This window comes from Rudanella lutea DSM 19387, assembly GCF_000383955.1.
In the GTDB taxonomy this organism is placed as follows: domain Bacteria; phylum Bacteroidota; class Bacteroidia; order Cytophagales; family Spirosomataceae; genus Rudanella; species Rudanella lutea.
This window is the reverse complement of the sequence record NZ_KB913013.1, coordinates 2,081,159-2,094,425: the sequence shown is the minus strand read 5'-3', so window position 1 is coordinate 2,094,425 and position 13,267 is coordinate 2,081,159. Positions and strand designations below refer to the sequence as shown.

Below are 13,267 nucleotides of genomic sequence, written 5' to 3'. Positions count from 1 at the left end.
GCAAAACCGTTGCGTCTAAATGACTATAAATCAGTAAGTTAACATTTACAAATAGGCATGCATTGATATGTGTGCCCTGTAAGTGAATGGTTGTTTGGTAAGCGCCGACAAAGTGCGTAAATCTGACGTGCGGGTAGGGAAGGGAGTCGGTTATTCCCAGATCACGACTTCGTCGCGTTCGTACCAATGCTCCGGGTGCGGGCCGTAATGAGCCTCTACCACGTTGCGTTTGGTTTTCATGGTGGGGGTGAGCATGTTGTTGTCGACCGTCCAGGTATCACGGACCACCACCACTTTTTTGACCCGCTCGTACGCGTGCAGTCGGGGGTTCAGGGTATTCATAGTGGCCGACAAACTCTCGGTTACCTGCTCACGGTTGACCGAGCGACCCAGCTCCGACAAGACCACCAGCGCAACCGGCTGGGGGAGGTGCTGCCCGGCCACGCAGATTTGCTCAATGAGGTTGTTGTCCGAAAAGCCAAACTCAATTTGGGCGGGGGCCACGTACTCGCCCTTGGTGGTTTTGTACATCTCTTTCACCCGGCCCGTAATTTTCAGGAAGCCTTCGGCGTCTACTTCGCCCACATCGCCGGTGTAGAGCCAGCCATCGCGCAGGGTTTGGGCGGTCAGTTCAGGTTCGCGGTAGTAGCCGAGCATGTTCCAGGGCGAGCGCATGGCGATTTCGCCCGTTACGGGGTCGATTTTAACCTCGACGCCGGGATAAAGTTTGCCCACGGTGCCGTCTTTTACCTGATTGGGTGGCATCATAGACACGGCCCCCAGATTTTCGGTCATGCCGTAGGCTTCCTGAATCACGATCCCCAGCGCGCGGAACCACCGGATAAGCGACGTAGGCATGGGGGCGGCCCCGGTCAGAATCAGTTTGGCCTCGTTGAGGCCCAGCCCCTCCCGAATTTTTTTCCTGACCAGACCCGATACAATCGGGATGCGGAGCAGAAGGTCAAGTTTCTTTTGTGGCATTTTAGCCAGAATCCCGAGCTGAAACTTTGTCCAGATGCGCGGCACGGCCAGAAAGTGCGTGGGCCGGGCGGCCGCCAGATTCCGGGCAAACGAGTCGAGGGTCTCGGCAAAATAGATGGTGCCCCCGGTCATGAGGCAGGTGGCCTCCACCAGATTCCGCTCAGCAATGTGGCATAGGGGCAGGTACGAAAAAAACCGGGTTTCGGGGAGGTCGTGCCGCAGCATGGGCTTGGTTTTCTCGATGGCCTCGGCCATAGCCCGGTACTGCATCATTACGCCCTTGGGGTTGCCCGTGGTGCCGGAGGTATAGATAATGGTAAACAGGTCGTCGGGGGCGGGCCGGAATGTACCGCTCATGGGCTGATACCGGTCCAGGATGTCATTCCACTGCACCAGATCGGGGTCGGTGGGGCCGTAATCGGGAAACTGAATGCCGATCACATCGGCGGAGACGCCTGCTTTGGTTGCGGGCCAGTCGTCGAGTTTACCGACAAACAGGACCGGGCAACCGCTGTGTTGCATTACCTGCCGGAGCTGATCGGCGGTGAGGGTGGCATAAAACGGCACTGAAACGTGGCCGCTGATCATGATGGCCAGATCAGTGATAATCCAGTGCGCGCAGTTTTTGGAGATCAAACCAATGGGGCTCCCCGGCGGCAACCCCAGCGACTGTAGGTAGGTCGCCAGAATCCGGGCCTGCCGACCGGCTTCGGCCCAGCTAAAATCGGTAAACGTATCGCCTACCGGTTGCCGCAGAAAGATAGCGTCGGGGCGGGTTTGCTCGTACTGATAAAATGCATCAACAAGCGTGATAGTAGCCGGGGCGGTGATTGATTCGGTTTTCATACAAGAAGGCTGTTGTAATTTTATACGATAAAACTATATTTTTCTTATAAAAGCAAGCGCTTTGTTTCCTTTACTACTTCACAATCAGGGCTTTTGTGGGGTTTAGTTGTCGGGGCTCTGGATACTGGACAAAATGTACAATCAATCGATTGACTTAGCCAATTGAACGCGGATGACACGGATTAAGCAGATGTACACTGATGAATATATCCGTGAAAATCTGTCCAATCCGTGTCATCCGCGTGCCAATTCTTTCGCACTGAACAAATGCCCAGGACTGAGCTTGGGGGGTGAGGACCAGTCCAGCGGCCTATAAAACCGAAAGGGTGGCCGGTTCGAATCCAGCCACCCTTGTATGAGGTTCAATCGTTGTATGTGCCCTGACTTATTTACCGAACAGCTTATTCCAGAAGCCTTTCGCCTTTTCTTTCACTTCTTCAACCTGCTCAGCGGCTTCGGCCTTTATTTCGTCAAGCTTCTGGCTGGCGGCTTCGAGTTGCTCGGCGGCTTCGGCTTTAATTTCGCTCAGTTTCTCACCGGCTTCTTCTTTCAGCTCGGTCAGTTTTTCAGAGGCCTCGGCTTGCAGTTCGGCGGCTTCGGCCTTTAGCTCGTCGAACTTCTCCGACGCTTCGGCGCCAACTTCGGCCAATTTCTCCGATGCCTGAGCGGCCACACCCGATGCCGCCGTTTGCAGATCGGCCAGCTTTTCGGATGCCTGCGTTTTGATACCTTCCACGTCGACGCTACCCGCTAATTCGGAAATCTTTGCGGTGGCTTCGTCTTTCAACTCGGTCAGTTTGGCCGTTGCTGCCTCGATTTGCTCCCCGGCGGCCGCTTTGAGTTCGTCAACTTTTTCGCTTGCCTGATCGCCTAAACTTTTGGTTTGCTCGCTCATTGGTTTGTACGGATTACGTAGTGATTTGTGAATGAGCGGGTAATTAGAGAAAAAACTGAGCCCTTTGCAAATGAAGTAACCCCTAATTGTGTTGTTACAGTACTATGAGACATCTGGCACTTACCCTGCTGAGCCTGGCCTTGCTGACCGGCTGCGGGCAGAAATCAAACACCACCACCCAGTCTGACGTAAAAGATACTACCCCGGCCCCCCTGCCCGAACTCAAGCCGGGCGAGGCCGTTGCTACCTTTGCCGGGGGCTGCTTTTGGTGTATCGAAGAAGAGTTTGAGCAGCTGAAAGGCGTTCGGGAGGTGATCTCAGGCTATGCGGGGGGCGACCTGGAAAACCCGACCTACGAACAGGTAGGCACCGACCAAACGGGCCATGCTGAAGCCGTGCAGATTTACTACGATCCAAAGGTGATTCCGTACGATACCCTGCTGACGGCCTTTTTTGCCGGACACGACCCCACCACCCCCGACCGGCAGGGGCCTGATATTGGCAAGCAGTACCGGTCTATGGCGTTTTATCGCACACCCGACGAGAAAGCCCGGATCGAGGCCACAATTGGGCGGGTAAACGCATCGGGCCATTTCGACAATCCGGTGGTAACGCAGGTGGTTCCGTTCAAGGCGTTTTATGCGGCCGAGGTCTACCATCAGGGCTACTACCGCGCTCACCCCGAAAACCCGTACGTCGAAAACGTATCCAAACCCAAAGTAGAGAAGTTTCAGAAAGCCATGAAAGCGTGGCTCAAGGAAGGTTTATAGCGGTCGGCGCTCCGGTTTATAGTTTATAGTTTGTGGTTTGCCAACGCTCCATAAACCACAAACCATAAACCAGCTCACCCACCTAACCGGCGCATAATCAGGCTGTCGACCAGGGTGTAGAGGCCAACGGGCTTCAGGGTGCGCCAGTTTTCGATGGCCAGCGTACCGCCAAAATTAATGTAGTAATCGAGGTGGTATTTTTTCCACTCGCGCTCCACAAACTCCGGGAAGTTGAGGCCTACAATCCAGCCATCTTCCACGTCTTCAAACCACTCCTCGTAGTACGAATCGTCGGAGCCGTGGAAGTTCAGCACGTTTTCGCCGATCAGAACAAAGTGGTTGATCCCCTCTTTCACGAGGGGGTCAACCACTTGCCGTTTCAGAAACATGATGTCGTTGTGGAGCGTGTCGTTCCACTCGCCAAACAGTTCGATAATGACGTAACGCCGGTCGTAGTCGGCAAACAAAATCTTGCAATAGAGCGTTTCGGAGCCGATTTCGTCCCAAAGCGGATGAATGTAGTACCCGTATATGTTATTCTCGTACTGGGTCATGTTGTACTCCCGCTCATGAAACGGCGACCGCTCGTCGTCGGCCGATACGTAGTACTTCTCCCAGCCGTAGTAGGGTTCAATGTCCTGCATACAAAGCTTCGTAAAACCGTCTAACGAATTGCGTAGCCTCTCTGTTACCAAATCGGCCCCGAAAAATAGCCTGCCGACTTAGGCCTCGGCCCGGAGCACTTCGAGCGGGGGGCGCACCAGCACGGCCCGGCTGTTGAAAAGCCCAATAAGCACCGTCAGCACCGTCACCACGGCCAATACCGCCAACAACGGTAGCAGGTCGGGGCGGAACGGGGTTTCGAACACGAAGTACGCCAGCCCCCAGGTGGCCCCGAGTGCCAGAATCACACCCGACAAAGCCGCCAGCAAGCCCAGCATGAGGTATTCAATGGCCTGAATACGGAGAATCTGGCGTCGGCTGGCTCCGAGTGTGCGTAGCAGTACGCTCTCCTGCATACGCTGGTAACGGCTGATAATGACCGAACTGGCCAGGACCAGCAGGCCCGTCAGGATACTGAACAGGGCCATGAACTGAATCACAAACGAAACCTTTTGCAGGATCTCATCGACCGTGCGTAGAATCAGGCCAAGGTCGATGGCCGACACGTTGGGAAACCCACTCACCAGCTCGCGCTGAAACGCGGCCGACTGTTCGGTATTGCTCACACGGGTCATGAGTACCTGAAACTGCGGGGCCTGTTCGAGCACACCGCCGGGAAACACAATCAGAAAGTTGGTTTGTACCCGGTTCCAGTCGACCTCGCGGGTGCCGCTCACAACCGTAGCCATGGGTGCTCCCTGCACGTTAAACGTAAGCGTGTCGCCGAGCTTCAGTTTCATGCGGCTCAGGTAGTCTTTCTCAACGGTGATGCGCGGCATATCGCCCGTGTTAGCCTGCACGGTGCCTGCCGTCAGTTTTTCGGAGTCGATGAGCGAGTCGCGGTACGTAACACGGTACTCGCGGGTGAGCGCCCACTCTGGGATTTTGGCGGAGGTGTCGGCCTGAATAGCCTCGACCGAACGCCCGTTGATACTCGCCAGGCGCATCGTCACTACCGGAACCGCCTGCACCACCGGCAGCTTATACCGATCCACCAAAGCCCGTACTCCGGCTTTTTGCTCGTTCTGAATATCAAACAAAACCATGTTGGGCCGCCCGGAGCCGCCTTCGCCCCCCGAAAAAGCCACCCGGTCGAGCAGCAGGTTTTGGGTGAGTGTGAGGGTAGCAATCAAAAATGCACCCAGCCCGATGGACGTAATCAGAATCACCGTTTGGTTGTTGGGGCGGTACAGACTGGCGAGGCTTTGCCGCCACACAAAGCTCCAGTGCCGGGGGAAAAACCGCCGAACCGCGTTGATGAGTAACAGGCCCAGCCCGGTCAGAATCCCGAAGGCCGCCAACAGCCCGCCCGTGAAGCCAACGGCTATTTTCCAGTCGCGGGTTTGCCAGTACGAGAACGCTATCACAAACAGCACAATCAGGCCGTAGACCGCCCAGCGGAACGGGTCACGCCCGGCGGTATCGTCTTCGTATGAGGCCCGTAGCGTGCGTAGGGGCGACACGTTGCGGATGGTCAGCAGAGGCAATAGGGCAAACAAAACCGCCACCAGCAAGCCTACGCCCACGCCCTGCGCCACCGCCGACCACGATATGGCCGTTTCGACCGTGACGGGCAGAAAACCGGCAAACACACGCGGCAACAAAAGCTGCACCAGCGAGCCGGCCAACGCGCCCACAATGGCTCCTACAAGACCCATAAGGGCCGTTTGGATCAGGAAAATGAGAAAGGCCTGCCGCCCGCTGGCCCCGAGGGTGCGGAGTACAGCTACCGATGCTACTTTTTCCTTCACGTACAGATGCACGGCACTCGCCACGCCCACGCAACCGAGCAGCAGGGCGACAAAGGCCACCAGATTCAGAAACCGGGTGAGGTCGGCAAAGGAACGGCCGGTTTGCTGTTTGCGGCTCTCGACGGTGTCCTGATTGATGCCCACTTTGTCGAACCGGGCTTCGTTGGCTTTGACGAAAGCGGCCACGTCCTGCCCCTTCGCAAACTGGTAATAGTAGCGGTGCTGAATGCGGCTGCCCCGTTGCATGAGGCCCGTTGTAGCCAGCGATTGGGCCGACACAAAAACCGTGGGTGCTACCGACGTGGTTACGGCCGACTGACCGGGCGTTTTGAGCACCCGACCCGCAATAAAGTACAACTGCGTGCCGAGCCTCACCGAATCGCCGGGTTTGGCCCCGAACTGAATCAAGAGGGCATCGTCGACAAGGGCCACGCGTTCGTTGCGGGCCGCAGCCTGCCGAAACTGCTCCACCGCCGACCGGGGCTGCACCTCCCACTCGCCATAGTACGGAAACGGTCCGTCGAGACCTTTAACCTGCGCCAGCCGTACCCCACCCGTGCGCGGGAAAAGCGTCATCGACGCAAACGACACCTCGTAGGTTCGGTTTTTGCCGATTTTTTTGAGATAGTTTTCGGTTGGTTTCGGAATTGCCTTGGCGTACGACAGCACGAGGTCGGCCCCGAGGAGCTCGCGGGCTTGCGCGTCGATGCTGCGGGCGAGGTTATCGCCAAACGAATTGAGGCCCACCAGAGCCGATATGCCCAGCACAATGGCCGACATAAATAGCAGTAACCGTTGGCGGCTCCGGCGGCTATCGCGCCAGGCCATTCGGAAGAGAAAGTTCATAAATAAAGAGCGAAAGAGTGAATGGGTGAAAGCGCGGTCTGGTCATTTGCCGTCCTGCGGACCGGTCATTCACTCAATACTTTTTCGTCGGCTACCACCGTGCCGCCCCGCATTTTCAGGATACGGCCCGTGCGTTGAGCGAGTTCAAGATCGTGGGTGACGAGTACGAGCGTGGTGCCGGCCTCGCGGTTGAGGTCGAACAGCAGGGCTTCGACAGTATCGCCTGTGTCGGTGTCGAGATTGCCGGTAGGCTCGTCGGCAAACAGGATTTTGGGTCGGTTAGCAAAGGCCCGCGCGAGCGACACCCGCTGCTGCTCTCCGCCCGACAGTTGGGTAGGGTAGTGGTGGCTCCGTTTGGCAAGGCCCACCCGGTCGAGCAGATCAAGGGCTGTTTTTTCGACGTTACGCGCGCCCTGTAACTCCATCGGGACCATCACGTTTTCGAGGGCGGTGAGAGTAGGCAGCAGCTGAAAGTTCTGGAAAATAAACCCCACGTGCCTATTACGAACGGCCGCCCGTTGATCTTCGCCTAGGTTGTCGAGCCGGATTTCGTTCAGGTACACACTGCCCGATGTGGCCCGGTCGAGGCCGGCACAAAGGCCGAGCAGGGTGGTTTTGCCGCTGCCCGAAGGCCCAACAATCGAAAACGTGTCGCCCGCCTGAATCTCGAACGAAACGTTGTGCAATACGGTCAGCGGACCGCTGCCGCTGGAGTAAGTCTTGGTGAGATTTTCGACGCGCAGAATGCTCATAAGAATCGATAGGGAGCCCGGTCGGTTGCCGGGAATAAAAACCGAACATTGTTTTAAACTAATTCTCTCCCTGAGTGGGTTATAAAATGACAAACGGCTCGATTCTTATTTGTATGCGTACACCCATCCGAACGCTCCTGACCACACTCACTGCCAGTACCCTGCTCATGTTAACTATGGGATGCTCGGGCAACGGCGACCAAAAAAAAGAAACTAACCCGCCAACGTCGGCGTCGGCCACGGCTGCCCAAAGCACCACAACGGCCGGGGCGGCTGCGTCGAAAAAAACGATTCTGTTCTACGGTAACAGCCTCACGGCGGGCTACGGCCTCGACCCCGCGCAGGCGTTTCCGGCCCTGATCGGCAAACGCATCGACTCGCTGGGGCTGGGCTACAAAGTGGTGAACGCCGGGCTGAGTGGCGAAACCACAGCGGGCGGCAAAAGTCGGATTGGCTGGGTGTTGCGGCAGCCGGTGGATGTATTTGTGCTCGAACTGGGGGGCAATGACGGCCTGCGCGGCATTGACCTGGGCTCGACCCGGCAAAACCTGCAAGCCATTATCGACACCGTCCGGACCAAATACCCCGATTGCAAAATTGTGCTCGCCGGTATGCAGGTGCCGCCCAACCTTGGGGCGCAGTACACCCGCGATTTTCGGGCGATTTATGGTCAATTGGCCGACAAAAACAAGCTGCCTATTATTCCGTTTCTGCTCGAAGGCGTGGGCGGAGTGCCCCGTCTGAACCTGCCCGACGGGATTCACCCCACGGCCGAAGGGCACCGCATTGTGGCCGAAACCGTGTGGAAAACCCTCAAAGACGTTTTGTGAGGCAGCCTTGCCGAGTGGCAGTTAAACTACCGGGCGGGGCTCACTCGTACGTAAACGGGTTGCCAGAGGGAATGTAACGCACCGAAACACCCGGCACCTGCGGTTTCAGCCAGTTGACAAACCAGACCATTCCGGCGGCTTCGCTCATGATGTGTCCCAGCACCACCAGCGACACCCGTTGCCCCTGTCGGCGGGCGTCGCGGGTGTATTCGGGTGTTTCCCATTCGTTGGCTTCTCCGCACAGAATCACGTCGGGCCGGTATTTTTCGACCGCCAAGATGTGACTGCGCCCGCCCGATGCTCCCGGCATCAGCAACACCCGCTGGCATACCTGATTGCGGTCGCCAACAAGCCGAACCGTTTTGATGTCGAGCTTTTGTTTCACATGGCCAATCAGGGTGTGAAGCGGAGTTGGTGGCATCACGAGTAGCGGCTCGGCGTCGGCCTGGCTATACTGATTCCAGCCGAGCACATCGAGCATCCCCTTGCGGATACCGTCGGGGCGGTGTGCATGCCAGTAATCGTGAAAGCGCCATACCGCGATCTTGTGTTTGTCCAGCAATGCCTGCTTATGCCGAAGCACGGGGCTGTCGCTGAGCCAATCGGTCTCGTCGGCGTGGTTGTAAAACGTCGGCTCGTGGGCAATGATGAAATTGGCCCCGGCGGCAATGGCTTGCTCAATCACTTCGATGGTGGTAAACATGGTCGAAATGATGCCCGTAACCGGTTGGTCGGGACTGCCCGACTTGAGTGTATCAACGGTTTTGGGGAAGGGTGCTCCCGGAATGGTTTTCAGAATTAACGCCATCACCTGACCCACCGTAAGCGGGGCCAATGCCGGTGGGGTGGCCCCGACCCGGAAAGGGATTTGGAGGAGGCTGGCGGCTCCCATTGTTTGGGCGAGGCTCGCGATAAATTGGCGACGGTTGGCCATGTTCAAATAGAAAAAGGTTTAGGTAACGTCGGTTGCGTAGTGAAGCAGAACTAGAGTGTGTGGACAATTAGGATAAACTTACCCAATCCTACGATCTTTGTGGCATGAGACGCTATGAGATCACCGAGCAGGAATGGACTAAAATCACCCCTCTTCTACCAGGACAGGCAGGCTCAGCAGGCCGAAAAGCACTCGATAACCGCTTGTTTATCAACGCCGTGCTCTGGATTGCCCGCTCGGGTGCGCCTTGGCGCGACTTGCCTGAACGCTTCGGCAATTGGAACAGCAACTACCGACGATTTCGGCGCTGGGCTCAGGCTGGGGTGTGGAAACAGGTCTTTGATGCCCTGCAAGAGCCCGACCTGGATTGGGTAATGATTGACTCGACAACGGTGCGAGCTCATCAACAGGCTGCTGGGCAAAAAAAAGTAGTCTCCAGCAACAAGCATTAGGCCGCTCACGGGGCGGCTTGACCACAAAAATTCATGCTCTGGTGGATGCCTTAGGCAATCCTATCCGCATTGAGTTAAGTCCTGGCCATGCGGGTGATGCGCCTTGCGCAGCCACCTTACTGGCTGACTGTGAGGCTTTTGCTGTGATTGCCGATAAGGCTTATGATGCCGATTGGTTGCTGGAAGGGTTGGCCCACAACGGTTGTGACGCGATCATTCCCTCCAAAGTGAATCGGGTGGAGCAGCGGGTAATCGATGAGAATTTGTACGCTGATCGCAACAAGATTGAACGCTATTTTAACCGCTTGAAACAGTATCGCCGGGTAGCAACTCGCTACGAAAAAACAGCCAGCAGCTTCTTGGCGATGGTTCATCTGGCTTCAAGTATGATTTTGTTGCTCTGATTGTCCACACACTCTAGTTTGAACGTTAGGCTTTCATCCCGACGACAGGGCCAACGTCTTTTGCCCCATCGGGGCTACCTGCCAATAGTTCAGATCATATGCCGAACCGGTTTTAACCTGTCAGGGGTTTTTCGATGACAAAATTTAACTGAATGAACAATGTAAAATGTATAATGGGCTTGTCTGTTGATAGTCAGCTCTCTCATGGTACATTCTACACTGTTCATTCTACATTCAATTAACGACCAAATGCCCGGCTATACTCGTCGGGTTTGAAACCTAAGGCCACAATCTGGCCGTCGGCTTCGATCAGTGGTCGACGAATAACCGAAGGCTTCTCCATCATCAGGGCAATAGCGGCTTCAGTATCGGTCGGTTTATCGGTGTCGGGCAGTTTTTTCCAGGTCGTACCCGCCCGGTTTACGAGTTCTTCCCAGCTTTTCTGGCTCAGCCACCGCTCCAGCGTTGCCCGGTCGATACCCGCTTTTTTATAGTCGTGAAATGTGTACGCAACACCTTGTTCGGCCAGCCAGGTGCGGGCTTTTTTTACGGTGTCGCAATTCGGAATAGCGTATAGTGTGTACATGGTTGTACGTGAATGGATCATAAAACTACAGCGACAAAAGTCGGTATCGGGGAGTAAAAGAAAAAACTGTTGATCCTTACGCTTAAAACCCCTTCGCCCGACTATGAGATTGACTGTGTGGATGCTTGCCCTCGGCCTGGCGCTCGGCGGGTGGCCCAGAGCCCTTGCCCAACGGGCGGGGCAGTTGCGGGTGGTGGTGCGCGATGCCGCTACGGGCAAGCCTACGCCGGTGCGCGTGCGGCTCACGCGGGCGGGTGGTGGCCCGGTGCCGGTGGTGCCGCCTGAAGTGGTGGCGGTGCAATACGGCCTGTGGGACCATGCCGATGGGTATGCCTTTCAGCCCGACAGCTCGTTTTATGTTTCGGGGGCTTTTAGTCTTACGCTCGCGCCCGGCACCTACGACCTGAGCCTCTCAAAAGGCAACGAATACGTACACCAAACCCACCGGCTGCATATCCGGTCGGGGCAGGTGCTGCGCCAAACCTACGCCCTCAAACGCTGGATTCACATGGCCGCCCGTAACTGGTACTCGGCCGACGACCATATCCATATCCGGCGGTCGCCCCGCGAAAACCCGCTGTTGCTCGACTGGATTCGGGCCGAAGATGTGAATGTGGGCGTGTTGCTCAAAATGGGCGATTTCTGGGAGACCTACTATCCGCAGTACGCTTTTGGCGAGAAAGGTATGTACCAGCAGGGGCCGTTTTTACTGATGTCCGGTCAGGAAGACCCCCGTACGCCCGAACTCGGCCACGCCCTGGGTTTTGGGGCATCGGGGTCGGTGCGCTACCGGCAGGATTACTACCTCTACGATCGGGTGTTCGATGAGCTGCACCGGCGCGGTGGTCTTACGGGCTATGCGCATCAGGCCGAGTCGTTTCATGGTTACCGGGGGCTCACCCTCGACGGGCTGCGGGGTAAAGTCGATTTGCTCGAAATTCTTCAGTATTGCGTGTCGGCCGATCCGCTCCGTACCGAACATTATTACCACCTGCTCGACCTCGGCATTCCGCTCACGGCTACGGCGGGCTCCGATTTTCCGTGGTGTGGCCACGACCATGACCACGGCCCGCCCGAACACTCGGCCCGGATTGGCAATGCCCGTTTTTACACCTACATCAACGGCCCGCTCACTCCGGCGGCCTGGCAGGCGGGTGTAGCGGCTGGTCATACGTTTGTCACGAGTGGCCCTATTCTGGATTTGCAGGTTAATAGCGTAGCTAAGCAGGGCACGTCCCGACCCGGCGATCGGGTGGCGGTGAAAAAGGGGAGTACGCTTACCATTCGGGCTGAGGCTCTGGGCGAGGCTACACAGGAGCCGCTAACGGCCCTCGAACTGGTGGCCCATGGCCGGGTACTGGCGCGCGTGACCCCGCAACAATCGGGGCAGTCGACGGCCCGGTTGGTGGTGCAGCTCGAGCTGCCCGATGTGCAGCAGGGGCTATGGATTGCGGCCCGTTGCTACGGCGGGCCACGATCGGCTGCTCACACTACACCCGTGTACGTGAGCGTGGATGGGGGCGGGTTTCACAACCCCGAAACGGCACAGGCGTACCTGACCAAAAGTGAGGCTTACCTCCGTGAGTTGGAGGCCGAGCTCGACACCCATCGCGATAACCCCGAGTTTCGGGCCTGGTACTACAAACAACCCCTCAAAACCCGAATTGAAGAAACCCGGCAGGTTATTGCTGACTTACGGAAACGGTTGGTGAAGCCTTGATAAACCGTTTGGGAAGGGTGTAGGACAAGTTCTTTGTGATAAGCTCGACGAAGATTTCTTCGACCGCCCGGCGGCCCGGAGGATTACAGGATGTACAGGATTTTCTTCCCAAAAAATAATCCTGTACATCCTGTAATCCTGTCCAAAAAAACTTGTCCTACACCGTTTGGGAAGAACTTCATGGAAAAGAAATATTTTTTGCCTGTTTTTATAATTATTCAAATAAATATACGGGTCGTAATTAATAGATTTGGGTCATACAGGGGTTTCCGGTTCAAAGGATTAAACTTTTGCAAAACCCCTCCCGTTTCTTTACAGAGTGCCGGACCGCCTGTGGTGCCGGCCTAAGCGATTGATCAGAAGCCAAATAGATATGGCGGGTCAACCGTTCATCCAAACGATATAAGAACTAATGGAACTGACTCAACGATATAATCATACCCGCCTGACCCCGAACACGGTTGGGCACCGTCTGTCGACATTTGTAGCCAAAAATAAAGCGGTTTTCGAAGCGTTCAGCCGCATGGGGTCACCTTTTGGCGGCAGTGTGGCACCCGCTCAGGTAAGTGGCTCCGCGATGGCATCCGAATCGGTAACCACCCCGGCCGGGCGCGTCACCGGCGAGCCGCTGGTGCATCTGCAACGTCAGCTCGATCAGTTGAGCCGCACAGTTGCCCAATTGAATAGACAGCTTGAGCATCTTCAACGCATCACCGCGCACCAACCGGGCGAGACTGGCCGGCCGGCTAAACTAATCGGTATAAACCGGTTCCGGGCCCTGCGCGCTCAGTCGTAACGTTGTTTGCGAATTAGGTTATTGCGGAAGTGTGGACTGGG

General features: G+C 56.4%; 12 protein-coding genes. 5 read left to right on the top strand and 7 right to left on the bottom strand.

The genetic code is table 11. The annotated features are described in order from the left end of the window. Window positions 1-150: 150 nt before the first annotated feature. On the bottom strand, window positions 151-1,827 hold the full coding sequence (locus RUDLU_RS0108715) for an AMP-binding protein (protein ID WP_019987987.1): 1,677 nt from the start codon (window positions 1,825-1,827) through the stop codon (window positions 151-153). A 385-nt stretch (window positions 1,828-2,212) separates the two neighbouring features. After that, entirely contained in the window at window positions 2,213-2,722 is a 510-nt protein-coding gene (locus RUDLU_RS0108710) for a hypothetical protein (RefSeq protein WP_019987986.1), read from the bottom strand. 104 nt (window positions 2,723-2,826) lie between these two features. Between RUDLU_RS0108710 and msrA the strand changes: the two genes are divergently transcribed. After that, window positions 2,827-3,492, top strand: a complete 666-nt coding sequence (gene msrA, locus RUDLU_RS0108705; protein ID WP_019987985.1) for a peptide-methionine (S)-S-oxide reductase MsrA — start codon at window positions 2,827-2,829, stop codon at window positions 3,490-3,492. A gap of 74 nt (window positions 3,493-3,566) precedes the next feature. On the opposite strand, the gene RUDLU_RS0108700 is transcribed toward msrA, so the two are convergent. The 3 genes from RUDLU_RS0108700 to RUDLU_RS0108690 form a co-directional block, all read right to left on the bottom strand. Further along, window positions 3,567-4,136, bottom strand: coding sequence for a hypothetical protein (locus RUDLU_RS0108700; protein ID WP_019987984.1), 570 nt, complete (start codon window positions 4,134-4,136; stop codon window positions 3,567-3,569). Window positions 4,137-4,214: 78 nt separating this feature from the next. After that, a complete protein-coding gene (locus RUDLU_RS0108695; RefSeq protein ID WP_019987983.1) occupies window positions 4,215-6,752 on the bottom strand; it encodes an ABC transporter permease in 2,538 nt (845 codons plus the stop codon). Window positions 6,753-6,817: 65 nt separating this feature from the next. Beyond that, the gene (locus RUDLU_RS0108690; protein ID WP_019987982.1) at window positions 6,818-7,504 is read right to left on the bottom strand and encodes an ABC transporter ATP-binding protein; all 687 of its coding nucleotides are present in this window, start codon (window positions 7,502-7,504) and stop codon (window positions 6,818-6,820) included. A 113-nt stretch (window positions 7,505-7,617) separates the two neighbouring features. On the opposite strand from RUDLU_RS0108690, the gene RUDLU_RS0108685 reads away from it, so the two are divergent. Continuing rightward, on the top strand, window positions 7,618-8,334 hold the full coding sequence (locus RUDLU_RS0108685; protein WP_019987981.1) for an arylesterase: 717 nt from the start codon (window positions 7,618-7,620) through the stop codon (window positions 8,332-8,334). A gap of 40 nt (window positions 8,335-8,374) precedes the next feature. On the opposite strand, the gene RUDLU_RS0108680 is transcribed toward RUDLU_RS0108685, so the two are convergent. Further along, window positions 8,375-9,268: a Nif3-like dinuclear metal center hexameric protein gene (locus RUDLU_RS0108680; RefSeq protein ID WP_019987980.1), complete on the bottom strand. Its 894-nt coding sequence runs from the start codon at window positions 9,266-9,268 to the stop codon at window positions 8,375-8,377. Window positions 9,269-9,372: 104 nt separating this feature from the next. Here RUDLU_RS0108680 and RUDLU_RS29230 point away from each other — a divergent pair. Beyond that, window positions 9,373-10,124, top strand: a protein-coding gene (locus RUDLU_RS29230) for an IS5 family transposase (protein WP_152127412.1) whose coding sequence is annotated in 2 segments (ribosomal slippage) — window positions 9,373-9,709 and window positions 9,709-10,124 — 753 coding nt in all. Because the reading frame shifts where the segments join, the coding sequence is not laid out codon by codon here. Between the two features lie 238 nt (window positions 10,125-10,362). Here the strand turns inward: RUDLU_RS29230 and RUDLU_RS0108665 are convergent. Next, a complete protein-coding gene (locus RUDLU_RS0108665) occupies window positions 10,363-10,710 on the bottom strand; it encodes an ArsC family reductase (RefSeq protein ID WP_019987979.1) in 348 nt (115 codons plus the stop codon). A gap of 103 nt (window positions 10,711-10,813) precedes the next feature. Between RUDLU_RS0108665 and RUDLU_RS0108660 the strand changes: the two genes are divergently transcribed. Beyond that, complete coding sequence (locus RUDLU_RS0108660) at window positions 10,814-12,430, top strand: CehA/McbA family metallohydrolase (protein ID WP_169578033.1); 1,617 nt, start codon at window positions 10,814-10,816, stop codon at window positions 12,428-12,430. 412 nt (window positions 12,431-12,842) lie between these two features. Continuing rightward, window positions 12,843-13,226: a hypothetical protein gene (locus tag RUDLU_RS0108655; RefSeq protein WP_019987977.1), complete on the top strand. Its 384-nt coding sequence runs from the start codon at window positions 12,843-12,845 to the stop codon at window positions 13,224-13,226. The last annotated feature ends 41 nt before the right edge of the window (window positions 13,227-13,267 follow it).

What these genes read in the sequence shown, in the direction of transcription:
- RUDLU_RS0108665 (WP_019987979.1), bottom strand. Translation starts at nt 10,710, where the DNA reads ATGTACACACTATACGCTATTCCGAATTGCGACACCGTAAAAAAAGCC.
- RUDLU_RS0108655 (WP_019987977.1), top strand. Translation starts at nt 12,843, where the DNA reads ATGGAACTGACTCAACGATATAATCATACCCGCCTGACCCCGAACACG.
- RUDLU_RS0108685 (WP_019987981.1), top strand. Translation starts at nt 7,618, where the DNA reads ATGCGTACACCCATCCGAACGCTCCTGACCACACTCACTGCCAGTACC.
- RUDLU_RS0108700 (WP_019987984.1), bottom strand. Translation starts at nt 4,136, where the DNA reads ATGCAGGACATTGAACCCTACTACGGCTGGGAGAAGTACTACGTATCG.
- msrA (WP_019987985.1), top strand. Translation starts at nt 2,827, where the DNA reads ATGAGACATCTGGCACTTACCCTGCTGAGCCTGGCCTTGCTGACCGGC.
- RUDLU_RS0108660 (WP_169578033.1), top strand. Translation starts at nt 10,814, where the DNA reads ATGAGATTGACTGTGTGGATGCTTGCCCTCGGCCTGGCGCTCGGCGGG.
- RUDLU_RS0108680 (WP_019987980.1), bottom strand. Translation starts at nt 9,268, where the DNA reads ATGGCCAACCGTCGCCAATTTATCGCGAGCCTCGCCCAAACAATGGGA.
- RUDLU_RS0108695 (WP_019987983.1), bottom strand. Translation starts at nt 6,752, where the DNA reads ATGAACTTTCTCTTCCGAATGGCCTGGCGCGATAGCCGCCGGAGCCGC.
- RUDLU_RS0108715 (WP_019987987.1), bottom strand. Translation starts at nt 1,827, where the DNA reads ATGAAAACCGAATCAATCACCGCCCCGGCTACTATCACGCTTGTTGAT.
- RUDLU_RS0108690 (WP_019987982.1), bottom strand. Translation starts at nt 7,504, where the DNA reads ATGAGCATTCTGCGCGTCGAAAATCTCACCAAGACTTACTCCAGCGGC.
- RUDLU_RS0108710 (WP_019987986.1), bottom strand. Translation starts at nt 2,722, where the DNA reads ATGAGCGAGCAAACCAAAAGTTTAGGCGATCAGGCAAGCGAAAAAGTT.